We start from the raw sequence: 24,725 nt of genomic DNA on the forward strand, positions 1-24,725 counted from the left end.
CCTAGGCCTGTGCGGCGGAGCCGTGGGCGGAATCGAGGACGGCCAGCACGCGCAGCATCGGGCGGCCCGTCGTCAGCAGGGAGTCGGCGAGGCGGGAGAGGTCGTCCTTCGTCTCCTCGCCCGCGAGGGTGGGCTGCTCCCACTTGCCCAGGCGCTCCCGGTACTCCTCGATCGGGGTGAGCAGGGCTTTGTCCCATTCGGAGCTGTGGCGCGAGAGGAAGGCCTCGGCCGTCTCCAGGGCCGCCGGGATGCCGGCCCGCAGGCCGTCCAAGTCGTGGCGCTGCAACGGGTTGGCCATCGTCGGGCCGATACCGGCCTCGCGCAGTATCCCCACCATGTCGTCCGTGACCTCGTCGCCCGTGACGGCCATCCACTTCACGACCGTGGGGCGGCCCAGTGCGTTGGAGTAGATGCCCTGTACGAGGTACACGGGCGCCTCGACGTCGGCCGTGATGACCGGGGCCTCCTGGCGGCCGAGCTTCACGAGCACCTTGTCGGTCAGCCACTCCACCACCGGGTGGAGGTCGGTGAGGAGCGAGATCTCCGGCCAGCTGGAGGTGCCGGACTCGCGGGCCCGTACGAGGGAGCGGTCGGCCAGCTTCCGGTTGAGGGTGACCAGCAGGCGTTCGCTCAGGCGCTGCTCGCGGCGGTAGTCGGGCGGCAGTGCCTTGAGCCGGTGCACCAGGTCCACCGGGGGCTTGAAGGAGATCAGGCCGTTCTCGGGGTCGCGGTCCATGCCGAGGGTCTGCTGGGCGTCCGGGTAGACCTCCCGTACCGCCTCATCGACGAACTCAAGCGTGGTCGTGAAGAGACGGGGAACGTCCGCCTTCGGCGGGGCCGAGGACTCGTCCGGTGCGGACGCGTCGGAGTCGGTCGTCCCGGCGGCCTCGGCGGTGTCGTCCACCTGGGCGAAGAAGTCGGCCAGGAAGTCGTCGGCCCCGCCCGCCTCCTCGGCGGTGTGCTGGAGGGACTCGTCGACCGTGCGGCCCTTGAGCAGGTCCTGGATCAGCGACTTCTCCTCGGCCTCCGCGCGGTACAGGCCGGAGACGGCCTCCGCCGTGCCGAGCGAGCGGTGTGCCTCGTCCTCGCGCTCCAGGAGCCGCTCGGCCACCGTACGGTCGTCCTTCGCGCCGTCCACCTCGCTGGTCAGGATCAGGGCGCGGAACTGCGGCTTGTGGGTCTGGCCGTAGCGGTCGATACGGCCGTTGCGCTGCTCGATGCGGATCAGCGACCAGGGGACGTCGTAGTGGATGAGCTGGTGGCACTGCCGGTGCAGGTTGACACCCTCGGAGGCCACATCGCCGGTGAAGAGGATGCGTACGGGTGCGTCGGCGAGGCCGAAGTCCTCGACGCACTGCATCTGCTGCTCGTCGGAGAGTCCGCCGTGCATGACCCGGGCTGCTTCTTCCAGGGCCTTGCCCTTGAAGCCGAGGGCCGCCGGTACGGCGGATCGCAGCCACTCCAGGGTCTGGACGCGCTCGGAGAAGACCACGACACGGGTCTCGCTGCGCGGCCCGACGCCGATGTCCTTCAGCTGCTCGACGAGCGCGGTGAACTTGGCCGAATCCTGATCGGTCAGGCCGGCCGTCAGCTCCCGCAGCCGGTGGAGAGCGGTCAGTTCGGCTCCCGTCGCGTTCGGGTCGTCCTTCTTCTCCAGCGTCTTGATGCGGGTCTCGACCGTAGAGGTCAGGGCTGCGTGGGAGGAGAGGAAGGACTTCAGCAGGGTGTACGGGAAGAGCGGGACCTCGCTCACCGAGCGGCTCTCGGCGGGCAGCCAGACCTGGGCGAGTTCCTCGAAGATCTTTTCCTCGGCCGGGGTCGCAGCGCAGCGCACCGACTCGGAAGGTCCCCGGTCGGCCCACTGGCCGGACATCTTCTCCCGTACCTCGGCGCTGACCTTGGTGCGCCGGATGAAGAGGTGCTTGATGTCGTCGGCCGAGTAGCGCTCGGGGTCGCGGATCGCCGCCGGGTCCAGTAGCGCGATCAGCTCGGCGAAGGAGCGGGCGTTGCCGTTGTGTGGGGTGGCGCTGGCGAGGATGAGGGCGTCGGTCTGCGGGGCGAGGAGCTGTGCGAGCTGGTTGCGGAGCGAACCGCGGTTGATCAGGTTGTGCGACTCGTCGATGACGACGGCGTCCCACCGGATGTGCTCCAGGTGGTGCTTGTACTGATCGGTGTTCTTGAGGGTGTCGATGGAGACGATCACGCGCTTGAAGAACGTGAAGGGGTTGCGGCCGGCCGGGATTTCGCGCTGGATCCGCTCGATCCCGGCGGAGTCGAGCCGGATGAGCGGAATCGCGAACCGCGTCCACAGCTCGTGCTGGAACTGCTCCAGGACGTGCTGCGGGGTCACGACGAGGATGCGCTCGCCCCGGCCGCGGCGGATCAGCTCAGCGAGGGTGAGCCCGATCTCCAGGGTCTTGCCGAGTCCCACGACGTCGGCGATGAGCATGCGGGGGCGGAGGTTGCGTCCGGAGAGCGCGAGCTGCGCCGGCCGCTGCTGGTACGGGAGCGGGTCGAGGAGGAAGCTGTCGGCGAGGGCCAGGCCGCGCTCGGACTGGGGCAGCGGGGTCTTGCGGAGGATCGCTTCGAGGAAGAGCCGACTGCGGCGGAAGTTCGGGGAGTCGTCGCTGATCAGGGTGGTCTTGGCGGGGTCCATCAGCTCGATGCCCGGCTCGCCGTCGCGTGTGCGCTCCAGGCCGGTGAAGAACACGGCCTCCTGGTCGCGGACGAACTCGGAGATCCCGACGGCCTCGATGCGATCGCCGTCGTGGTCGGTCCGGGTGACGTTCTTGACCAGCCATTCCTCGTCGCGTACGACGATCTGGGCACCGGGCGGGAGACTCGTGCCCGTTTCGCCTTGGCCGGATTGCGGGCTGGACTGCTGGGCGGTCACCCGCGGTACCTCCTGGTAGCTGCTGAACTGTCTAGATCTTCGTGTGACCTATGACCCGGGACAAGGGGCGATGGTCCCCATTGCCCGATCCGCCCTCGGGTCGTGGGCTTCGGCCGTCAGAACGCGGCAGTCGACGCGTACGTCTCGCGCAGCTGGGTCGCGATCCTGCGCGCGGCGGCGGAACGGCGCGGGCCGGCAGGCGGCGTGGACGCGGCCGCCGGCTGAGGTGCGGGAGGGGCCGCGGGCTCGGAGTCCGGGGTGGTCACCGCGACGGTGGGGGTGTAGCCCGGGGGGTGAGCCGGGCCGGCCTGCTGCGGGAGCGGGACGGTCGGAGCGAGCGTCGTCGGGTTGGCGTGTGGGGCGGGGACCGGGAGGGTGCTGGCCTCCGCGAAGGCCGCGGTCGGAGTCGGCGGGACGGGGGCCGGTGTGGGGGTGGGCTCCGGCGGTTGGTACGCGGCAGCGAGAGAGGTCAGCTGGCGGCGTGCCAGGGCTACGGACACCCCGTGTGCCTTGATGACCTCCACGCACGCGGTGACCACCCCGGCCATCGTCGGACGGTCCTGCTGCGCGTACTGCAGCATGGACGACAGGAGACCTGCCAGTTCCGCGGGGGCTCCTGACAGGTCAGGGGCCTTGTCGGGGTTGACGATGTGGCTGAACAGCACCTGCACGTGGTCGGCCTGGTACGGGTAATGGCCGGTGGTCATGAACAGCAGCACGGCCCCGAGGGCGTACACGTCCACGGGAGCCGTCAGCGGCTTCTCCCCGTTCGCCTGCTCCGGGGACATGCAGGCGGGTGTGCCCATCACCATGTTCGGGGCGGTGAGGGAGGCGCTGGATTCGGCGAAGACGGCGAGGCCGAAGTCGATGATCTTGGGGCCGTTGGGGCCGAGCAGGATGTTCGCCGGCTTGAGGTCCCTGTGCAGCAGACCCTGGCCGTGGACCCCGGCCAGCGCCTCCGCCAGGGTCGCTCCGAGCGAAGCGGCTGCGAGAGGCGAGAGGACGCCCCGGGTGTCAAGGAGCCGACGCAGGTCGGGGCCCTCTACGTACTCGGTCGCGAGCCACGGTTGCTCCGACTCCGTGTCGGCCTTCACGAACGCGGCGACGCGCGGCCCCCAGACCGTCTTGAGCACCTCGATCTCCTGGGCGAAGCGCTGCCGGGTCTCCGAGTCGACGACGGTCGGTTTGATGACCTTCACCGCGACGGCCTCGCCCGCGGCGGACTCGCCCAGGTAGACCTGGCCCATGCCGCCGTGGCCGATCCGTCCCAGCAGCGTGAAACCGCCCAGCTCGGCCGGATCGTCCGGGCTCAGCGGCGTTGCGTTCACTCTGGTCCTCACCTTGAAGATCTGCCGATGGTGGCGCGCGTACGCGCCAAGGGTATCGGCGCTGTCCCACGTACGGCCCGGCCCGGGGCAGCCCTCCCACGCCTTGGCCGGATACAGCTCATGTGGAGCCCCATGCTGGTGACAGTGCGGCTTGGGGTACACCGGCAGGCCCGTAGGGCCAAGCTCGCCACCACCGGCCAGGCTCGCGCCCTGGCGACGCACGGCCGGTACGCGCGTGGGCGGACGCGCGGTGTTCCCGTACGGGATCACCGCATACGGTCTGAAATCAGCCAAGTGCCCTGGTCCCTGTCCGAGGGCGCGGGCGGTGCGGGAGACTGGCCGGTGATGACCGCCACCACCACCGCCCCGGAACCTCGACCGCACGGGTACAGCCCCTTCGCGCACCTCACCGCGCCCAACGCCGCCCTCTACCGTCAGGTGATGAGGGCGTTCGTGATCGCCAAGGAGCGGTTCGCGGTGCATCTGCGGCCCGAGGACGTGCATGCGGCGCTGCCGGTCGAGGTGCGGCCCGGTGATGTGGATGCCGTGGTGAAGGGGCTGGACAGTCTCGTCGGCTGGGGGAATCTGCGCGCCGATCCCGATACCGCCCGGGTCACCGCCGTTGAGGACTTCTACCGGAAGCGGTTCGTCTACCAGCTCACGCAGTCCGGCGAAGCCGCCGAGGAGGCGCTGGGCGTCTACGACGAGGCGCTCGGGCGGCGCGGTGCGCTCCAGGCCGTAGCCCTGCACGACATCGTCACCCAGTTGCGGGCCCTCCTCGTGCTCGCCGCCGAGGAGCCGCCGGATCAGGCCAAAACACACCTGGCTCTTGACGCGCTGGCGAGCCGGTTCACCGCTCTCGCCGACAACGCCCGTGCCTTCATGGGGTCCCTGCAGCGGACCATCGACCTCCACGACGTCGAAGAGGAAGTCTTCCTCGCCTACAAGGACCGGCTCATCCAGTACCTGGAGCGGTTCATCCAGGACCTGATCACCCTCGGAGGCCGCATCGCCCGGCTGATCCTGGAGCTGGAGGAGGGCGGGAGCATCGAGCCTCTGCTGCGGGCCGCCGCCGCCCGCGAGGCGGCCGACGCCTCGCCGGAGGAGGCCGAGCATGCGGAGACGGAGGCGTACGGCCGCTGGTCCGGGCGCTGGGCCGGGCTCGCCGCGTGGTTCATCAGCCGGGAGGGGCGCGAGTCGCAGGCCAGGCTGCTGCGCGGCCGGGCACTCGGCGCGATTCCTCAGCTCCTGGCCGTCGTACGGTCATTGAACGAGCGCAGGGCCGGGCGTTCCGACCGGTCCGCCGACTTCCGCACCCTCGCCCGCTGGTTCGCCGAGGCCCCCGACGACGATGCCCGGCACTGTCTGTGGCGCACCGCCTTCGGGCTGTACCCCGCCCGCCATCTCACCGTCGACGCCGAGACCCTGGCGGCCCGGGCGGCACTTCCCGTGCCCGCGGGCACCCCGTGGGCCGAGGCCGAGCCGCTGCGGATCAGCCCCCAACTGCGTCGTACCGGCAGCTATGAGCGGCGGGGCAAACCCCGCAAGGTCGAGGACCGGGAGGAGCCGCTGCGCAGACTCGCCGAGGTGGCCGCCAAGCAGGCCGCCGAGACCGCGGCGGCACGCGCCCGGCTCGTCACCGGCGGGATCACCCGGCTCTCCGGACTCGGCGAACTCGACCCCGTGTCCTTCGGGCTGTTCCTCCAGCTGCTCGGCGACGCGCTGGCCACCTGGCGGCCCGGTATGCGGCACACCGTGGCGACGAGCAACGACGGTTCGATGGAGATCCGGCTCAGCGCGCTCGCCGACGGCGCCGCCGCCGAGATCCGGACAGCCGGTGGCGCGTTCCGCGGCCCCGACCACCTGATCGAGATCATCGACCTGACGGATGGAGGCGGCGCCCCATGAGCAGCACTCCGCTCGCCGAGGTACTCGACGGCCAGCACGCGGCCGACCTCCGCAAGGCTGCTCGCGCCCTGCTGGGGCAGCCGCTCCTGCTTGCCCACGGCCGGCACGCGGACGAGTTCCGCCTCGTCCGCCGGCACGCCTCCGAGCTGCGCGAATGGTTCGACCGCAACACCGGCTGGTCCCTCCAGACGGATGCCGAGGCCGCTCGCCTGCGGAAGATACCCGGCGTGCTCGCCGATCCCACGCACCCCGCGCGCGAGGCGACCCGCGCAGCCGCGCCCTTCACACGGCGCCGCTACGTCCTGCTGTGCCTCGCCCTCGCCGCCCTCGAACGCGGCGAGGCCCAGATCGCCCTCGGCCGCCTCGCCGGTCAGGTCGTCCTCGACGCCGCCGACCCGCAGCTCGTCCGGGCCGGCATCCAGTTCACCCTGGACCGCCGCGACGAGCGCCTCGACCTCGCCGCCGTGGTCAAACTCCTGCTGAGCCTGGGTGTGCTGAGGCGGGTCGCCGGCGACGAGGAGGCGTACGTCAGCGGAGCCGGCGACGTCCTGTACGACGTGGAACGGCGGGTGCTGGCCGGGCTGCTCGCCGCGCGCCGCGGACCCTCCACCGTGCACGCCGAAACCCTCCCCGACCGCCTCGCCGAACTCGTCGCCGAGACCGCCCTGGACAGCGACGAACTGCGCTTCCGCGCGATGCGGCGCTCGCTGACCCGCAGGCTCCTGGACGACCCCGTCCTCTACTACGACGAGCTGACCGACGCCGAACTCGGCTACCTCACCCGCCAGCGGGGCTTCCTCACCTCACGCATCACCGAGCTGACCGGCCTGGTCCCGGAAGTCCGCGCCGAAGGCATCGCCATGGTCGACCCGGAGGACGATCTGACCGACGTCCGGATGCCCGAGCAGGGAACCCACGGTCACATCACCCTGCTGCTCGCCGAGTACCTGGCCACCGCGGGCGGTCCCCTCACCACCGGCCAACTGGCGCTGCGCGTACGGGAACTCGCCGTCGAGCACGGCGGGTTCTGGGCCAAGTCCGCCCGGGAGCCCGGCATGGAAGCCGAACTCGTCGAACAGGCCGTCTCCCGGCTCGCCGCCCTCGGGCTGGTCTCCCGTACGGCCCACGGGGTGGCGCCGCGCCCGGCCCTCGCCCGGTACGCGGTCGGCGAGACCGTACTCCTCGAACCAGGTACCGCACGCATGCCCGCGCAGCGAAAGGCCAGCAAGCCGTGACCCGCCTTCCCTCCCCCCGGCGAACGCGCTGGCAGCCCCTGCGCATCGGACTCGTCGACCTGTTCCACTACGACGTGGAGGAGTTCCACTTCCGGGACGGCCGCCTGCTCCTGCGCGGCAACAACGGCACCGGCAAGTCCAAGGTGCTCGCCCTGACCCTGCCCTTCCTCCTCGACGGCGACCTCGGCTCGCGCCGCGTCGAGCCCGACGGAGACCCGGGCAAGCGGATGGAGTGGAACCTCCTCCTCGGCGGCGAGCATCCGCACTCCGAGCGGCTCGGCTACACCTGGATCGAGTTCGGCAGGGTCGACGAAACCACCGGCGAGCGGCATTTCCGTACGCTGGCCTGCGGACTGAAGGCCGTCAGCGGGCGGGGCATCGCCCGTCACTGGTACGCGCTCACCAGCCAGCGCGTCGACCACGGCCCGGGGGACGCCGCCGAGGCATCCCTCAGCCTGCTCGACGCCACCGGCACGGCCCTGTCCCGGGACCGGCTCGCCGAGGCCGTCGCCGGGCACGGCATGGTGTACGACCAGGCGAAGACCTACCGCAGGGCCGTCGACGAGGCCCTCTTCGGACTGGGCGAACAGCGGTACGGAGCCCTGGTCGACCTGCTCATCCAGCTACGCCAGCCCCAGCTGTCCAAACGCCCCAACGAGGCAGCCCTGTCCCGGGCCCTCACCGAGGCCCTGCCGCCCATGGACCAGGCGGTCATCGCCGATGTGGCCGAGGCCTTCCGCTCCCTGGACGAGGAGAAGGAGGAGCTGGCCGCCGCCTCCGCCGCCGAACGGGCCTCCGCGGCCTTCCTGGACCACTACCGGCGCTACGCCCGGATCGCCACCCGCCGACGAGCACGCCTCCCGCGCGGGGAACACTCCCGCTACGAGCACTTTCAGCGGGAACTCGCCGAAGCACAGGCCCAGCAGACCCGGGCCCAGGAGGCGAGGGCGGCGGCAGAGGAACGGATCGCCGCCCTGGAAGAGACCCAGGCACGTCTCCGGGCCCAGGACGAAGCCTTGCGCGAGGGCCCCGAGATGCGCAGCGCCCGGGAACTGGAACAGGCGGCCAGGGCGGTGGAACGTACCACCCGTGACCTGAAGAGGGCCCGCGACGACAGGGACCAGGCCACAGACCTGCACACCCGGGCGCTCGGCAGGCTCGCCACCGCCGAGAACCGGCTGAGCGCCGCCGGCCGGCTCGTCGGGAACATCTTCGGGCAGGCACGGGAAGCGGCCGCCGCCGCACGGATCGACCTGCCGGGGGACGACACGCTGCCCGAGACCGAACTGCGGCGCACGGCCGAGGAATCGACGGACCGCGGCTACCGTGCGCTCGCCCACGCTGAGGACCTCGCGGAGACGGCCGAGCGTGCGGCCGAGGGGCGGCGCCGGGCATCCGTCCGCCTCGACGAGGCGGACGGCGACCTCACCCAGACCACCACGGCGCAGGGCCGGGCGGAGGAGGACGCCGCACGCGCGGGGCGGGACCTGCTGGACTCCGTACGGGAACACGTGGGCGCCTGGTCCGAGTTGGCCTGCACCGACCTGGCCGGCCTGCTCGACGAACTCCAGGAGTGGACCCGGCACCTCGACGGACCCAACCCGGCCCGCACACACGCCGCACGGTCCCACCGCGCCGCCTCGGCCCACCTCGCCGACCAGGCGGCCGAAGCGGCACGCCGCACGGCGGAGCTGGCGGCACGCACCGGACGGGTCTGCGAGGAGATCACCGCGCTGGAGGCCGGCGGCCGACGAGGCCCCCAGCCCCCGCCGACTCGCACGCCCGGCCTGCGCGAGCGGCTTCCCGGCGCACCGCTGTGGCGGCTGGTGGACTTCCGCGAAGGCCTCCCAGAGCATGAGCGCGCCGGACTGGAGGCGGCACTGGAAGCCTCCGGACTACTGGACGCCTGGGTGCTCCCCGACGGCTCCGCCCTCGCCGCGGACGGCCATGACGTACTGCTCTCCCCGGGGACCGGTCCGGTTGCCGGGCCCTCGCTCCGCGGGCTGCTGCGCCCGGCCGTGGACGGCGGCGACGCACAGGCCACGGCAGTGGGCGAGGACACGGTGACACGGCTCCTCGCCGCCATCGGAGCGGGAGCGGACAGCGGAGCCGGCACCTGGGCGGGGGCCGACGGGAGCTTCCGCGTCGGTACGCTGACCGGCCGCTGGGCCAAGCCCGCAGCCGAGTACGTGGGCGAGGGGGCGCGGGAGGCGGCGCGGCGGGCCCGCATCACCGCCCTGCACACGGAACTCGAACTGCTCCAACAGGAGTCGGACACGGTCGCCGCGCACTCCGAGGAGGTGGCCGCGCGCCGCCGGACCCTCGACGCGGAGCTGGCCGGCGTACCCGACGAGAGCCCCCTCGCCCGGGCGCACGCCCAGGTGACCGCGGCCGCCGAGACGGTGCGCCGGACCCGTTCGCGGCGCGAGGAGCGCGCCGCCGACCTCCTGGAGGCGGCCGGGCGGGCCGAACGGGCCGCCACCGAACTCGCCGAGACCGCCGGCGAGCTGGGCCTGCCCGCAGACCGGGCCGGCCTCGCCGCGGTACGTCAGGGCCACGGCTCCCTCGCCGTGGCCCTGGCCGCCCTGTGGCCGGCCCTGCGGGAGCGCGGCGAGGCGGCCCGCCAGACGCGGGAGGAACGCGCCGAGGCGGAGCGATCGGGGGAGCGGACCGCGGAAGTCGCGTCGCGCGCCGATGAGGCCGGACGGGAGGCAGCGGCGGCGGACGAGCGGCACACCACGCTGCGCTCCACCGTCGGCGCGGCCGTCGCCGAACTCGAACGACGGCTCACCGAGACCGCCGAGGCCCTGCGCGCCTGCACGGCGGACCAGAGGCTCACCCGTAAGCGGCATGCCGAGGCGGACCGGGAGGCGAGCAAGGCCGAAGGCCGCATCGAGCAGCTGGAGAAGGGCCTCGCGGAGGCGGTCGAGGCGCGTGCGGAAGCCATCGCGGGCCTCCAGCGGTTCACCGCCACCGGACTGATCGCGGTCGCCCTGCCGGACCTCCCGGTACCGGCCGCGGGCGACGGCCCCTGGGCGGCCACCCCGGCGATCGCCCTGGCCCGCGCCATCGAGTCCGGGCTGGCGTCGGCCGAGGACTCGGACAGCGCCTGGGAACGCGTACAACGCCGGCTGAGCGAGGAACTCAAGACCCTGCAGGACACCTTGTCCCGGCACGGGCACACCGCCTCCGCCCGGATGGTCGAAGACGGCATGGTCGTCGACATCGTCTACCAGGGCCGCGAGCGTGCCGTACCCGAACTCGCGGAGGCGCTCACCGCGGAGGTCGGCGAACTCAACCGCATCCTTTCGGCCCACGAGCGGGAGATCCTCGAAACCCACCTCATCACCGAGGTCGCGGGCACCCTCCAGGAACTCATCGGCGCCGCCGAGCGACAGGTGCGCGACATGAACGCCGAGCTGGAGGACCGCCCCACCTCCACAGGCATGAAACTGCGGCTCGTCTGGCGGGCCTCCCGCAAGGCACCCTCCGGACTCGGTCCGGCCCGCGAGCGCCTTCGCCAGTCCGCCGACGCCTGGACCCCGCAGGACCGGGCGGCGGTCGGTGAGTTCCTCCAGACGCAGATCGCCCGGCAGCAGACCGATGACACGTCCGGCAGCTGGCTCGAACACCTCACCGCCGCGCTCGACTACCGGGCCTGGCACGAGTTCACGGTCGAGCGGCACCAGCACGGCCGCTGGGTCCCGGCCACCGGCCCGGCCTCGGGCGGCGAGCGGGTCCTCGCGGTATCTGTACCCCTTTTCGCCGCGGCCTCCTCGCACTACGCGAGCGCGGGCAGTCCGTACGCACCACGCCTGGTCACCCTCGACGAGGCGTTCGCGGGAGTCGACGACGACTCGCGGGCCAAGTGCCTGGGGCTGCTCCACGCCTTCGACCTGGACGTGGTGATGACCAGCGAACGCGAGTGGGCCTGCTACCCGCAGGTGCCGGGCATCGCCATCGCCCAGCTTTCGCGGATCGACGAGGTGGCGGCGGTACTCGTCACCCGCTGGGAATGGGACGGCACCCGGCGGCTGCGCCGAGAGGACCCGGTGCGGGCGCAGAGCCCGGATACGGACCTGCGCGCGGAGTCGACGGCCGGACCGGAGCACCGGTGGACCTGACACCGGGCCCCGCCCCGGGCGACCTGACACCGGGCCCCGCCCCGGTCGACGAGGCGCGGCTGCGCCGCCTGCTGGGTGACCCCGGTCTGGGCTGGCTGGTCCAGCGGGCGCGCCGGCGCCTGGAGCGGGAGCAGCCGCTCACCGGCCCGGTTTCCCTCGGCGCGCCCACGCCGGCCGAGCGGGCATCGGCCGAGCGGCTGCTGGGCCGCTCCCCAGGGAACGGGCGCACCCTGACGGTCCGGCTCGACGAGGCGGACGCCGTCCTGCGCCGCTCCGGGATCAGCCCCGACGGCCTGGCGGCCGCCGTGGCCGCGCTCACCGGGCCGGTCGTCCTCCTGCGCCCGGCCCGGGAGGCACAGGAGCGAGCCTGGCAGGAGGCGTACGCCGTGCTCGACGCGCTCGCGGACCAGATCCCGGGCCTCGCCGCATGGGCCGGCCGGCTCCGCGGTGACGGCCTGGTGCGCCGCCTCGCCGGGACACCCGCCGCAGCCCAGGACCTCCTCGGGCAGGTCGCCACCGCGCTGCGCGCCCTCCCCGCGGACCCGCCCCTCTCACTTCCCGCCTTCGCGGCCCGGCTGCTCGGCGGCGCCCACACCCTGGACGACGGCACCCCCCTGGCCACCCTCACCCTGGCCGGCGCCCGTGCCCTGACCGGCTTCCCCGACGGCGCGGGCGCCGAATGGCGCCGGGAGGCATGGGCATCGGTGGGCCTGCTCCGCGACGAGCTGTCCTCGACCGTCCTCACCCTGAACCTGCGCGGCACCCCGGCCCTGGACTGGATGGCCGAGGCGGGCGAGCCCGCCGTGCTGACACTGCGGCAGCTCATCCGCTGCCCGCCCGCCTCATCCGCCCCGGTCATCCGCATCTGCGAGAACCCGGCGGTGCTCGCGGCGGCAGCCGATGCGCACGGCCCGCGCTCCGCGCCGCTGGTCTGCCTCCAGGGCCAGGCGTCCGCCGCCGCCCTCGCACTCCTGCGCCACCTGCACGAGGGCGGGGCAACACTCCGCTACCACGGAGACTTCGACTGGGGCGGGCTCCGCATCGCATCCGCGCTGCTGCGCCGTGTCCCCTGGCGGCCCTGGCGCTACGAGGCCGCCGACTACCGCGCAGCGACGCTCGCGGGCCGCGGCGGCCCGCCACTCGTCGGGCAGCCGGCCGAGGCCTCCTGGGACCCGGATCTCCGGCAGGCCCTGCTGGAACTCGGGGTCCGGGTCGAGGAGGAGACGGTCCTCGGCGTGCTGCTGTCCGACCTGTGAAGGCCGGAGCCTGCCGCCTCGGGCAGCGAGGCTCGGCGGGGGCGGGCGGTGCTCGCCCCCCGCCGGGGTGTGCGTCAGTTCGTGCCGAGGAGGGTCTTCATCCTGTCGATCTCGGCGGACTGGGAGGTGATGATGGCGTCCGCCATGGTCTTGGCGTCGGGGAAGGCGCCTTCGGCCTTCTCCGTCCTGGCCATGTCCACAGCGCCCTCGTGGTGCTTGATCATCAGCTCCGAGAAGGCGGTGTCGAACGCCTTGCCCGAGGACGCCTTCAGCTTGTCCATCTCCTCGGCGGTCATCATGCCGCCGGTGCCGTGCCCGCCGTGATCCATGGCGCCCTCGGCGGGCACCTGCTCGCCCCACGAGGTCAGCCACCCGGACAGCGTCTTGATCTCCGGGTCCTGGGCCTTCCTGATCTCCTCGGCGAGCGTCTTCACCTCCGCCGACTCGGCCCGGCCGGACGCGAGGACGGCCATCTCGATGGCTTGGCGGTGGTGGGGGATCATGCCTTTGGCGAAGGCGACGTCGGCGGCGTTGTGCTGCCCCGGGGACGCCGGAGCCGACGCGGTGGCGGCGGACGGGGAAGCGGGAGCGTGCCCGTTGTGCCCGGCGGAGCTGTTGTCGCCGGAGCCGCAGGCGGCCAGGACGAGCGCGGCGGCGACCGCGGTGAACGCGGCGGCGGTACGGCGGACGAGGGAACGATTCGCGGTCATGGTGATGCAACTCCTTCACGCGCGACCACGCCGGGACGGGTGCGCGTCTGCATGCGGGATGCGGAATGAGGACGAGGACGAGGGGTGTGCCGGAGCACGACACCCGCCACCTGGTCGAACCGGGCGAGGGGGTGCCGTGCGCGGACGTCCTATATCCGCAGGAGCTGCAGTTCGGACAGGTCGGGCGGGGACCGGCCGCTGCGAGCGGAGGCCGGCGCCACGGCGGGCAGTGCCGTGGTGGCGAGGGGCGTGCCAGTGGCGGCGATCAGCGGGGGCGGCGCGTACGCCGAGCCGACACCGGCCGCCGCGCAGTTCGCGTCCGCGTGGTCGAGGTGGTCCGATCCGCCGGCCGAGTGGGAGCAGTCCCCGGCGGCCTGATGCACGGCCGCCTCCTCGTGGGCCGCCGCCGCGTGCCGTGCCTGGGCCGGGTGGGGCGCCGCCGCGGGCGTCGGCCGCGGGCCGAGGCCGTGCATCGCCAGTACGCCGGCCAGCACGGCGAGCACCAGCACGACGAAGCCGGGCCCGGCAGGGCGGTGGCTCGTCGGACGCTCGGCGGAGATCACGGGCTCATCGTACGATCCAGCTCCGCGGGCGGCCCGATGTGTCCACCCCTCGGAGTAACCCTTCACCTTCGGGCGCCGCCGTGCCGCCCACCCCTCCCTGACGGGGGCCTTGTGCGGCGTCTATACAGGCAGGCCCGTTGGTTCCTTGATGCGTTTCATGATGATCTGGGAGTTGACCTCCGTGACGCCCGAGAGGGCTGTGAGCTTTTCGATCCAGAGGCGTTCGTACGCGCGGAGGTCCGCTACCGCGATGCGCAGGAGGCAGCCGGGGCTGCCGAAGAGGCGGTAGGCCTCGATGACGTCGGGGATGTCCTGGAGGGCGGCTTCGAAGGCCTCGACCGCCTCGCGGTCGCGGCGGACCTCTACCGAGACCAGGACCTCGAAGCCGCGGCCCACCGCTTCGGGGGAGATCACCGCGCGGTAGCCCTGGATGATCCCTTCCTCTTCCAGCTGGCGGACCCGGCGCATGCAGGGGGAGGGGGTGAGGCCCACGCGCTGGGCCAGCTCCTGGTTGCTGAGCCGGCCGTCGGCCTGGAGCTCGCGCAAGATTTCTTTGTCGATCGCGTCCATGGCGCAATTATCGCGCATGTTTTGTGGCGGAGTGGAGCGAGAATGCAATCGCATTGCGCGTAGATCGGCCTACCATTGCCGTTTGTAGAAAATCTGTGCGGGCTGTGTGAGGGAAAGGTCGTGGTCATGCGACGCATCGTCGTGATCAGTACGGGCGGGACGATAGCCAGCCGCTGGCAGGGTTCCGGTTTCGCGGCCGATGCCGACGGGGCCGAGGTCATGGCGACCGCGCCGCTGCCGGAGGGTGTGAGCGTCGAGGTTGTTGATTTGTTCAGCGTCAACAGCCCTCGGCTGACCACAGCGCACCAGTTGACCTTGCTGCGGACCGTGCACGAGGTGCTTGCCGATCCGGGGGTGCACGGGGTCGTCGTCACGCACGGTACGGACACGCTGGAGGAGTCGGCGTTCCTGGTTGACCTGCATCATCACGATGAGCGGTCTGTTGTTTTCACCGGCTCGCAGCGGCCCATGGGGGCGGCGGACGGGGACGGGCCCGCCAATCTCTACGATGCCCTGCTGACCGCGGCGACCACGCGCGGGCTCGGCGTCCTGATCGCGTTCGCGGGGCGGGTGCACGCGGCGCGCGGGACGGTGAAGGCGCAGGCGGTGGCGCTCGATGCGTTTGCCGACCCGTCGAAGGAGCTGTTGGGGAAGGTCGGCTTCGGGAAGGTCACCGTGCTGCGGACGCCGGTGCGGCCGGAGCCGCTGGCGTTGCCTGCGATGCCCGAGGCGCCGGAAGGGCCGCCGCGGGTGGATGTCGTGATGCACCACGTGAGCGGTGACGCGGTGCTGCTGAACGCCGCGGTGGCGGCGGGGGCGCGGGGGATCGTGCTGGTCGGGACGGGCGCGGGCAACGCGACGCCGGAGGTCGTCGACGCGGTGAAGGCGGCTGTTGCGGGCGGCGTGCTGGTGGCGTTGACCACGCGGGTTGCGGCCGGGCCGGTGACGGAGATCTACACCCATGGGGGTGCGGTGGATCTGGTTGCGGCCGGGGCCGTGCCCACGGGGACGTTGCGGGCGCCGCAGGCGCGGGTCGCGGTGCTCGCGGCGTTGCTCTCCGAGGGGGATGCGGGAGAGCGGGTCTCGGTGTTGAGGCGGGTGCTGGCCACTGGTGGGCCCGTGCTGGTTGCCGCCTGACCCTGGCGGGTCGGGCTTCTGGTGTGTGATTCCGGGGCGGGGCCGGGGTGCCGCTGCGCGGGGCTTGCTCCCCGCCCCGCCCTTTCTCCGACCCCGCGCCTCAAACGCCGGCGGGGCTGGATTTGGCCCGCGCCTCAAACGCCCGCGGGCCTGGGTATGGACGCCCGGACCCCGTGGCTTCGACCCGTCAGGAGTCGGTGAAGGCCGACAAGAGGTGGTCTGCCGCCAGGGTGGGGGTCAGGGTGCCCGCCCGGACTGCTGATTCCAGGGTGGGGGCCAGGTCTCGTACCGCCGGGTTCGAGCGGAGGCGTTCCAGGAGTTCGTCTCGGACCATCGACCAGGTCCACTCCACCTGCTGGGCCGCGCGCTTCGACGCCAGGCGGCCGCCCGCTTCCAGGAGCACGCGGTGTTGCTCCAGGCGGTTCCAGACCTCCGCCAGGCCCGTGGATTCCCGGGCGCTGCACGTCAGGACCGGCGGGGTCCACGCGGCGTCGGCCGGGTGCATCAGGCGCAGCGCGCTGGACAGTTCGCGTGCCGCCGCCTTCGCGTCGCGCTCGTGCGGGCCGTCCGCCTTGTTGACGGCGAGGACGTCGGCCAGTTCCAGGACGCCCTTCTTGATGCCCTGGAGGCCGTCGCCCGTGCGGGCGAGGGAGAGGAGGAGGAAGGAGTCGACCATTCCGGCGACTGTCGTTTCGGATTGGCCCACGCCGACCGTTTCGACCAGGACCACGTCGTAGCCCGCCGCCTCCATCACGATGATCGACTCGCGCGTGGCCTTCGCCACCCCGCCCAGCGTCCCCGCCGAGGGGGACGGGCGGACGAAGGCCGCGGGGTCCACGGCGAGGCGTTCCATGCGGGTCTTGTCGCCCAGGATGGAGCCGCCCGTACGGGTGGAGGACGGGTCGACGGCCAGGACCGCCACCCGGTGACCCAGGCCCGTCAGCATCGTGCCGAAGGCGTCGATGAAGGTCGATTTGCCGACGCCCGGTACGCCGCTGATGCCGATCCGGCGCGCCCGCCCCGAGTGGGGGAGGAGTTCCGTCAACAGGCTCTGCGCCAGCACCCGGTGCGCGGGCAGGGTGGACTCGACGAGGGTGATCGCGCGCGCGATGAACGCGCGCTTCCCGTCGAGTACGCCCTTCGTGTAGGCGGTGATGTCGATCCGGGGCGGCACGGCGGCGCCTACAGCTCGTGGCCCAGGTCCGCGGCGAGCCGCGTCACCAGGTCGTGCGCCGCGTCCGGGATGACCGTGCCGGGCGGGAACACCGCCGTCGCCCCCATCTCGAGGAGCGTGGGGACGTCCGCCGGCGGGATGACCCCACCGACCACGATCATGATGTCCTCGCGGCCCTCCGAGGCGAGGGCCTCGCGCAGTGCCGGTACGAGGGTCAGGTGACCCGCGGCCAGCGAGGAGACGCCGACGACGTGCACGTCGGCTTCGACGGCCTGGCGGGCCACTTCCTCCGGGGTCTGGAACAGCGGGCCGACGTCCACGTCGAAGCCGAGGTCGGCGAAGGCGGTGGCGATCACCTTCTGGCCGCGGTCGTGTCCGTCCTGGCCCATCTTGCAGACCAGGATGCGCGGACGGCGGCCCTCCGCCTCCTCGAACCGGTCGACGAGCGCACGGGTGCGCTCCAGGGACGGGGAATCGCCTGCTTCGGTTCGGTACACACCCGAGATCGTACGGATCTGGCTCGCGTGCCGCCCGTAGACCTTTTCGAGGGCGTCCGAGATCTCGCCCACCGTGGCCTTCGCGCGCGCCGCGTCGACCGCCAGGGCGAGGAGGTTGCCGTCCCCGCGCTCCGCCGCGTTCGTCAGCGCCCGCAGGGTGTCCTGGGTGACCGCCTCGTCGCGCTCCTCGCGCAGCCGCCGGAGCTTGGCGATCTGCTGGGCGCGGACGGAGGAGTTGTCGACCTTGAGGACGTCGATCTGCTCGTCCGTCGCCACCCGGTACTTGTTGACGCCGATCACCGGCTGACGGCCCGAGTCGATACGGGCCTGCGTGCGGGCCGCCGCCTCCTCGACGCGGAGCTTGGGGATGCCCGCGTCGATGGCCTGCGCCATGCCGCCGGCCGCCTCGACCTCCTGGATGTGCTGCCAGGCCCGGCGCGCCAGGTCGTACGTCAGCTTCTCGACGTACGCGCTGCCGCCCCAGGGGTCGATGGAGCGGCAGGTGCCCGACTCCTGCTGGAGGAGGAGCTGGGTGTTGCGGGCGATGCGCGCGGAGAAGTCGGTGGGGAGGGCGAGGGCCTCGTCCAGCGCGTTGGTGTGCAGCGACTGGGTGTGGCCCTGGGTCGCCGCCATCGCCTCGATGCAGGTGCGGGTGACGTTGTTGAAGACGTCCTGCGCGGTGAGGGACCAGCCCGAGGTCTGCGAATGGGTGCGCAGAGAGAGGGACTTGGCGTTCTTGGGGTCGAACTGCTTGACCAGGCGGGCCCAGAGGAGGCGCGCCGCACGCAACTTCGCGACCTCCATGAAGAAGTTCATGCCGATCGCCCAGAAGAAGGACAGGCGCGGCGCGAAGGCGTCCACGTCCAGGCCGACCGCCTGGCCCGCGCGCAGGTACTCCACGCCGTCCGCGAGGGTGTAGGCCAGCTCCAGGTCGGCCGTGGCTCCGGCTTCCTGGATGTGGTAGCCGGAGATCGAGATGGAGTTGTAGCGGGGCATCTTCTGCGAGGTGAAGGCGAAGATGTCGGAGATGATCCGCATCGAGGGCTTCGGCGGATAGATGTAGGTGTTGCGGACCATGAACTCTTTGAGGATGTCGTTCTGGATGGTCCCGGCGAGCTTGTCGGGCGAGACGCCCTGCTCCTCCGCCGCCACGATGTAGAGGGCGAGGACCGGCAGCACCGCGCCGTTCATCGTCATCGACACCGTCATCTTGTCCAGCGGGATGCCGTCGAAGAGCTGGCGCATGTCGTAGATCGAGTCGATCGCCACGCCCGCCATGCCGACGTCACCCGTCACCCGCGGGTGGTCGCTGTCGTAGCCGCGGTGCGTGGGCAGGTCGAAGGCGATCGACAGGCCCTTCTGGCCGGACGCGAGGTTGCGCCGGTAGAAGGCGTTGGACTCCTCGGCCGTGGAGAAGCCCGCGTACTGCCGGATCGTCCAGGGCTGGTTGACGTACATCGTCGGGTACGGGCCGCGCAGGTACGGGGCCACACCCGGGTAGGTCTGGAGGAAGTCCAGGCCCTCCAGGTCGCGGCCCGTGTACAGGGGCTGTACGCCGATGCCCTCGGGGGTCTCCCACAGCAGCTCGGCGGCTCCCGAGCCGGTGGACTCCTTCAGCGCGGTGCGCCACTGGTCCTCGGACCCGGCGGCCGGGGCGGCCCCGTCCAGCGGGAGTTCGGAGAAATCGGGGATGCGGGGGGTGCGGTCGGTGCTCAAGACGCGACTCCCATCCGGTCGAGTACGGAGGACAGCACGGCGATCGCGTCGCAGCCGGCGAAGACGTACTCGTCCACGGCCGCCGCGGCGGTGCCGGGCCTGCCCGCGAGGAACACGGTCGTCGCGCCCGCCGAGCGCAGGGCCGCGGCCACCGCCTCGGCCTGCTCCTCGTACAGCGCGTCACTGGAGCACAGCACGGCCATGCCGTCGGCCCCGCTGGCCGCGTAGGCCGCCGCGGCCGTCTCCGGGGTCACCGACACCGGGTCGTGGACCGGGGTGATGCCGCCCGCCTGGAACAGGTTGGAGGCGAAGGTGGCGCGGGCGGTGTGCGCGGCCGCCGGGCCCAGGGCCGCCAGGAACACGGTGGGCCGGGCGCCCGTCGCCGCCAGGTGTACGTCGCTGCGGGCGCGCAGGGCCTCGTACGCCTCATCGCGCCGCACGCGCGGCAGTCCGCCGGTGAGCGGGGCCGGCGCGGGTTCCCGTACGACCGGCTTCTCGGAGAGATGCGGGAACTCGCTGACTCCGGTGACCGGTTCGCGGCGGGTGGCCAGCTTCTTCGAGCGCGCGGCCCAGGTCGCGGCGAGGCGTTCGGCGACCAGGCCGGAGCGCAGCGCGGCGGCCTGGCCGCCCGCCTTCTCGACGGTTTGGAAGAACTCCCAGGCGGCGTGGGCGAGTTCGTCGGTGAGCTGCTCGACGTAGTACGAGCCGCCCGCCGGGTCGATCACCCGGGCCAGGTGGGACTCCTCCAGCAGGATCGTGGAGGTGTTGCGGGAGATGCGGCGCGCGAAGGCGTCGGGCAGGCCGAGCTCCTGGTCGAACGGGAGTACGGTCACGGCGTCGGCGCCGCCCACGCCCGCCGCCATGCAGGCGATGGTGGTGCGCAGCATGTTCACCCACGGGTCGCGGCGGGTCATCATCACCGGCGAGGTGACGGCGTGCTGGCGCTGGGCGCCGGCCGCCGGGGCCCCGCAGGCCTCGGCGATCCGCGCCCACAGGCGCCGGGCGGCGCGCAGCTTGGCGATGGTGAGGAACTGGTCGGCGGTGGCGGCGTAGCGGAACTCCAGCTCGCCGAAGGCCGCCTCGGTGCTCAGACCCGCTTCGGTGAGGGCGCGCAGGTACGCGACCCCGGTGGCCAGGGACAGCCCCAGCTCCTCGGCGGCGCTGCCGCCCGCCTCGTGGTAGGGCAGGGCGTCGACGGTCAGGGCGCGTACGTGGGGCCAGGCGGCCGTGTCCGCGGAGAGCGCGGCGGCCTCCGTCAGGTCCAGGCCCTCGCCCGTCCGGGCCTCGTGGCCCAGCGGGTCGGCGCCGAGCGAGGCGTGCGCGGCCTCGGGGGCCACCCCGCGCTCGGCGTACAGCGCGAGCAGGGCCCGGGCGGCCTCGGCGAACTGGGCTCCGGGGTCGAGGGAGACGGGCGCGAGGTCGAGGTAGACCCCCTCCAGCGCGCGGGCGAGCCCCTCGGCGGGGAGGCCGGCGTCGCCGACGGCCAGCCACAGCGAGGTGGTGCCGTTCTCCAGGTCGGCCAGGGCCGCGTCGTTCACCCGTACGGGGTCGGTGCCCGCGATCCGCTGGCGCACGTCCCAGCCCGAGGCAGCGCTGCCCTCGGCGCGGCCGCCCCGTACGAACGGCGCGAACCCGGGGAAACCGGTGTCCGGCGCGGTTTCGGGCGCGGTGTACAGCGGGCGGGTGGTGAGCCCGTCTTCAAGCTTCGTGGACAACGCGTCTTCCGCTGCCTCGCCGGAAACTTCCTTGCCCGACTTGCGCAGCACGCCCTCTACCAGGCGCTGCCACTGCTCATGCGTCGCGTCAGGGAATTCGGCGGCCAAGGAGAGCCCGTCATCAGGCAGGACCGTCATGGCTCGAATGTTAGGGGGGTACCTGTGAACGACCTATAACCACCGGATGTGATCTCCCCCTCTCATGTGAGTCGGGAGGGGTCACGAAAGAGCGGGGCGAGCAGGACGGTCGCGGAGGCGACCGGGAGTACGGCCGGACCCGCGTGCGGGGCGACGATCCGCCGCCCGTAGCGGTCCCGGTCGCCGGCCGCGTCGCGGATCTCGTCGAGGTAGCCGTCGTCGAGGACGCCGGCCAGCTCGGAGATCACCATGACGGCCGGATTGAACACGTCGAGGAGCAGGGCCGCGGCCCGGCCGACGATACGGGCGCGTTCGCGCAGCAGCCGGTCGGCGCGGGGGTCGCCGGTGGCGGCGGCGTCGACGAGGAGGTTCACGGAGGGCTCCGGGACGATGCCCCGGCGCACGGCCTCGGCGCCGAGGACCGCGTCGGAGGCGCTCGCCTGGAGGCAACCCGTACGGCCGCACGCGCAGGGGGTCCGCGAACCGGGCACCGGGAGGTGCGCGACGTCCCCGGCGGCGGCTCCCGGGCCCTGGTGCACGGTGCCCTCGATGCCGAAGGCGGCGTCGACGACGTTGCCGATGAAGAGGTGGAGGAGGCTGGAGCGGGCCTCCGGGCGGCCGAAGAGGATCTCGGCGTGGGCGATGGCGCGGGCGTGGTTGTCCACGGAGACGGGCAGACCGAGGCGGTCGGAGAGCTCGGCGGCGAGGGGGAGCTCGCGCCAGCCGAGGGCGTCGTGGCGCACGACGGTGCCGTCGGCGGGCCGGACCCAGCCGCCGAGGGCCGCGCCGAGGCCGAGCAGGGGGCGGCCGGTGGGGTTGGAGTCCCGGAGGAACCGGCCGAGTCCGGCGGCGATGGCGGCGGGGAGGCGGCCGGGGGAGCGGCCCGCGCCCGCGTGCGGGAAGGCTCGGCGGGCCAGGACGCGGCCGCGGAGGTCCACGAGGCTGAAGGTGGAGGCGGGCACGCCGATGTGCAGGCCGGCGGCGAGGGGGCCGCCGAGCGGGCCGGTGTTCAGGTCGAGGGGGATGCGGGGGCGGCCGGGTCCGGGTCCGGGGTCGTGACCGGGGCCGCTTGCCGCGGGCGGCTGTTCCGGCTCGGGGTGCTCGCGCAGCAGGCCGGCACGGAGGAGGGCCGTGGTCTGCCGGGACACGGCGGCCGGGCTGAGACCGCAGAGCTTCGGGATGTCGCTCCGCGCGAGGGGGCCGTGGGTCAGGACGGTGCGGAGCACGGCGGCGGCGTTGGCGGCGGCCCGGCCGTCACCGGGGGTGGGGGGCACGGGCGGGCTCCTCGGGGGGTGGGGTGTGGTCCCGATCATGCCGTGCCGCTGCGCTCGGCGGGGGCGGGGTGGGGTCGCGCCGTGTGGCGGGGCTCGCTCCTCGGGGGCCGCCGGCCCGGAGCCCCTGCGCCTCAAACGCCGGCGGGGCTGAGTGGGGGTGGGGGCGTGTGGTGCGGCGCCGTTGCCGGGGCTCCGCCCCGGGCCCCGCGCCTCAAACGCCGGCGGGGCTGATTTTTGGCTACGGGTGGTGTGGTGTCGTGCGGCGCCGTTGGCGGGGGTCCTGCGCCGGGCGCTGCGTCTCAAACGCCGGCGGGGCTGAGTGGGGGTGGGGGCGTGTGGTGTGGCGCCGTTGCCGGCCCCGGCCCCGGCCCCGGCTCCGGGCTCCGGCCCCGGGCCCCGGCTCCGGGCCCCGGCGGGGCTGATCTTTGGCTACGGGTGGTGTGGCGCTGTTGCCGGGGGCTGTGGCCCGGGCGCTGGGGCTCAAGCCCCGGTGGGGCTGGTGGCTGGCGGGGCTGCGTGGCGGGTGCGTTGCGGGGGCGTGAAATCAGGCCATGGGTTTCGGCCGTTCCGGGAGTGGCGGAAAACGGTGAAAGGGCAGGTCGCGTGGGGTGTTGGCCGAGGGTTCGGGGTGAGGGTGGAGGGTGCTCGTCGGGGTTGACCGGGTGTGGGGGCGCTGGCAGTCTCCTGGACATGTCCGCGACCGAGTTCCTCGCCCCGCGGCTCCGCACCCCCGGCCTCTGTACCGCGCCGGGCGAGTGTCAGGGCCGTCGCTGTACGGCCCCGCGCTGTTCCTGAGCGTCTGCGCCCCTGAGCCTCCCAGCCCCTGAGCCTCGAGGCTTCGAAGCCTCTGAGTCCCTTGAGGCCCTGAGCTTCGAAGCTCCTGAGCCTCGAAGCCCTAAGCCTCGAAGTTCCTGAGCCTCGAAGCCCTGAGCCTTGAAGCTCCTGAGCCTTGAGTCGTCGAGCCTCCGGGTCCCGAGTGGCTGGGCGTTCGTGCCCCGTCGTCCGGGGTGCGCGTAGGGCTCGCGCCGACTCACCCCGGTGGATGGTGGCGGGCTCCGCGGTTCAGGCCGATCGCCTCCGAGCGCCGCCCGCTCACCCCGTCGCCAGCCGGCGGCTGCCCGTCGAACCTCGCCGCCCGCAGGCTCCCGCCTGCTGAACCTCGCCGCCCGCCGGTCTCCACCCGTCGAACCCCGTCGCCTGACGGCTCCCACTCGTCGAACCTCGTCGCCCGTCGGTTTCCGCCCGTCGAACCTCGCCGCGTGGCTACCTCTGCCCGTCGAACCCCGTCGAACCCCGTCGAACCCCGTCGAACCCCGTCGCCCACCCGCCGGACCGTTGCCCACCCGCCGGACGTCGGGGACCGCCCCGTCTGCCCGTCCGCCGGACGGCGCAGTGCGCCGACTCCGGCCGCCCGCCGGTACCCGCTCCCGTCCACCCACCCGCCCCCGTCGTCCTCGCTTTCCCTCATTTCTTCCCCTGCGGAAATAAACAAGGAGCCCCTCATGTCCACTGCCACCCGCACCGACCTCACCGTCACCAAGATCGGCGGCCGCATAGGCGCCGAGATCGGCGGGGTCCGGCTCGGCGGCGAGCTCGAAGGCGAGGCCGTCGCCGGGATCCGGGCCGCGCTGCTCGCTCACAAGGTCGTCTTCTTCCGCGGTCAGGACCACCTCGACGAGGACGGGCACGAGGCCTTCGCCGAACTGCTCGGCGCGCCCGTCGCCCACCCCACCGTGCCCTCCGCCGACGGGCGTTACGCGCTCGGCATCGACTCCCACCACGGAGCCCGCGCCAACCAGTGGCACACGGACGTCACCTTCGTCCCCGCCTACCCCGCCTTCTCCATCCTGCGCGCCGTGACCATCCCGCCGTACGGGGGCAACACCCTGTGGGCCAACACGGCCACCGCCTACGCCGGCCTGCCCGAGCCGCTGCGCGTCCTCGCCGACAGCCTGCGCGCCGTGCACTCCAACGAGTACGACTACGCGGCCCTGAAGCCCGAAGCCCTTCCCGAGGCGCTCGCCCAGTACCGCGAGGTGTTCACCTCGACCAAGTTCCTCACCGAGCACCCGGTGGTCCGGGTCCACCCCGAGACCGGCGAACGCACCCTGCTGCTCGGCAACTTCGTCCAGCGGATCAACGGGCTCACCGGCCGCGACTCGCGCCTCCTCCAGGACCTCTTCCAGGCCCACATCGAGCTCCCCGAGAACACCGTCCGCTGGCAGTGGCAGGCAGGTGACGTCGCGATCTGGGACAACCGCGCCACCCAGCACTACGGCGTCGACGACTCCGACGACCACGAGCGCACCCTGCGCCGCGTGACGGTCGACGGCGACGTCCCCGTCGGGCCCGACGGGGTCCCGTCCCGGCTGATCAGCCCGGAGGCCGTGCCGGACCCGGCCTTCGGCATCGCCTCCGGAGCCTCCGCCTCTTCCGCCCTGTCAGCCTCCGAGGCCTCCGAGGCGTCCGAGGCCTGACCCGACAGAC

The 24,725-nt window shown here is 72.9% G+C and carries 15 protein-coding genes; 6 read left to right on the top strand and 9 right to left on the bottom strand.

The window, feature by feature from the left end:
* Position 1 precedes the first annotated feature (1 nt).
* Together AC3IYI_RS30320 and AC3IYI_RS30325 are read right to left on the bottom strand one after the other, a co-directional pair.
* A complete protein-coding gene (locus tag AC3IYI_RS30320) occupies positions 2 to 2,893 on the bottom strand; it encodes a DEAD/DEAH box helicase (protein WP_489406661.1) in 2,892 nt (963 codons plus the stop codon).
* 116 nt (positions 2,894 to 3,009) lie between these two features.
* The gene (locus tag AC3IYI_RS30325) at positions 3,010 to 4,221 is read right to left on the bottom strand and encodes a serine/threonine-protein kinase (protein ID WP_489406662.1); all 1,212 of its coding nucleotides are present in this window, start codon (positions 4,219 to 4,221) and stop codon (positions 3,010 to 3,012) included.
* Between the two features lie 345 nt (positions 4,222 to 4,566).
* Between AC3IYI_RS30325 and AC3IYI_RS30330 the strand changes: the two genes are divergently transcribed.
* The 4 genes from AC3IYI_RS30330 to AC3IYI_RS30345 are packed head-to-tail and all read left to right on the top strand — an operon-like array spanning position 4,567 to position 12,744.
* Complete coding sequence (locus AC3IYI_RS30330) at positions 4,567 to 6,129, top strand: TIGR02677 family protein (RefSeq protein WP_489411734.1); 1,563 nt, start codon at positions 4,567 to 4,569, stop codon at positions 6,127 to 6,129.
* Positions 6,126 to 7,364, top strand: a complete 1,239-nt coding sequence (locus tag AC3IYI_RS30335) for a TIGR02678 family protein (protein ID WP_489406663.1) — start codon at positions 6,126 to 6,128, stop codon at positions 7,362 to 7,364. The genes AC3IYI_RS30330 and AC3IYI_RS30335 overlap by 4 nt, the downstream gene beginning before the upstream one ends.
* A complete protein-coding gene (locus AC3IYI_RS30340; RefSeq protein WP_489406664.1) occupies positions 7,361 to 11,488 on the top strand; it encodes a TIGR02680 family protein in 4,128 nt (1,375 codons plus the stop codon). The genes AC3IYI_RS30335 and AC3IYI_RS30340 overlap by 4 nt, the downstream gene beginning before the upstream one ends.
* Positions 11,479 to 12,744 carry a TIGR02679 family protein gene (locus AC3IYI_RS30345; protein WP_489406665.1) on the top strand — a complete coding sequence of 422 codons (1,266 nt, stop codon included), beginning with the start codon at positions 11,479 to 11,481 and terminating at the stop codon, positions 12,742 to 12,744. The genes AC3IYI_RS30340 and AC3IYI_RS30345 overlap by 10 nt, the downstream gene beginning before the upstream one ends.
* 74 nt (positions 12,745 to 12,818) lie before the next feature.
* On the opposite strand, the gene AC3IYI_RS30350 is transcribed toward AC3IYI_RS30345, so the two are convergent.
* The 3 genes from AC3IYI_RS30350 to AC3IYI_RS30360 form a co-directional block, all read right to left on the bottom strand.
* On the bottom strand, positions 12,819 to 13,454 hold the full coding sequence (locus tag AC3IYI_RS30350; RefSeq protein WP_489406666.1) for a DUF305 domain-containing protein: 636 nt from the start codon (positions 13,452 to 13,454) through the stop codon (positions 12,819 to 12,821).
* A 149-nt stretch (positions 13,455 to 13,603) separates the two neighbouring features.
* On the bottom strand, positions 13,604 to 14,017 hold the full coding sequence (locus AC3IYI_RS30355; RefSeq protein ID WP_489406667.1) for a DUF6153 family protein: 414 nt from the start codon (positions 14,015 to 14,017) through the stop codon (positions 13,604 to 13,606).
* Positions 14,018 to 14,137: 120 nt separating this feature from the next.
* Positions 14,138 to 14,587 carry an Lrp/AsnC family transcriptional regulator gene (locus tag AC3IYI_RS30360; RefSeq protein ID WP_254384480.1) on the bottom strand — a complete coding sequence of 150 codons (450 nt, stop codon included), beginning with the start codon at positions 14,585 to 14,587 and terminating at the stop codon, positions 14,138 to 14,140.
* A gap of 126 nt (positions 14,588 to 14,713) precedes the next feature.
* Between AC3IYI_RS30360 and AC3IYI_RS30365 the strand changes: the two genes are divergently transcribed.
* Positions 14,714 to 15,724, top strand: coding sequence for an asparaginase (locus AC3IYI_RS30365; protein WP_489406668.1), 1,011 nt, complete (start codon positions 14,714 to 14,716; stop codon positions 15,722 to 15,724).
* Between the two features lie 187 nt (positions 15,725 to 15,911).
* Here AC3IYI_RS30365 and meaB read toward each other — a convergent pair whose 3' ends face one another.
* From meaB to AC3IYI_RS30385, 4 genes are all read right to left on the bottom strand, one after another.
* Entirely contained in the window at positions 15,912 to 16,898 is a 987-nt protein-coding gene (gene meaB, locus AC3IYI_RS30370; protein ID WP_489406669.1) for a methylmalonyl Co-A mutase-associated GTPase MeaB, read from the bottom strand.
* An 8-nt stretch (positions 16,899 to 16,906) separates the two neighbouring features.
* The gene (gene scpA, locus AC3IYI_RS30375; RefSeq protein ID WP_489411735.1) at positions 16,907 to 19,087 is read right to left on the bottom strand and encodes a methylmalonyl-CoA mutase; all 2,181 of its coding nucleotides are present in this window, start codon (positions 19,085 to 19,087) and stop codon (positions 16,907 to 16,909) included.
* Positions 19,088 to 19,107: 20 nt separating this feature from the next.
* On the bottom strand, positions 19,108 to 20,964 hold the full coding sequence (locus AC3IYI_RS30380) for a methylmalonyl-CoA mutase family protein (RefSeq protein WP_489406670.1): 1,857 nt from the start codon (positions 20,962 to 20,964) through the stop codon (positions 19,108 to 19,110).
* 62 nt (positions 20,965 to 21,026) lie between these two features.
* Entirely contained in the window at positions 21,027 to 22,277 is a 1,251-nt protein-coding gene (locus AC3IYI_RS30385) for an ROK family transcriptional regulator (protein WP_489406671.1), read from the bottom strand.
* Positions 22,278 to 23,740: 1,463 nt separating this feature from the next.
* Here AC3IYI_RS30385 and AC3IYI_RS30390 point away from each other — a divergent pair.
* On the top strand, positions 23,741 to 24,715 hold the full coding sequence (locus AC3IYI_RS30390) for a TauD/TfdA dioxygenase family protein (protein ID WP_489406672.1): 975 nt from the start codon (positions 23,741 to 23,743) through the stop codon (positions 24,713 to 24,715).
* Positions 24,716 to 24,725: the final 10 nt, after the last annotated feature.

The sequence above is a fragment of the Streptomyces sp. GL_148 genome (genome assembly GCF_057834205.1).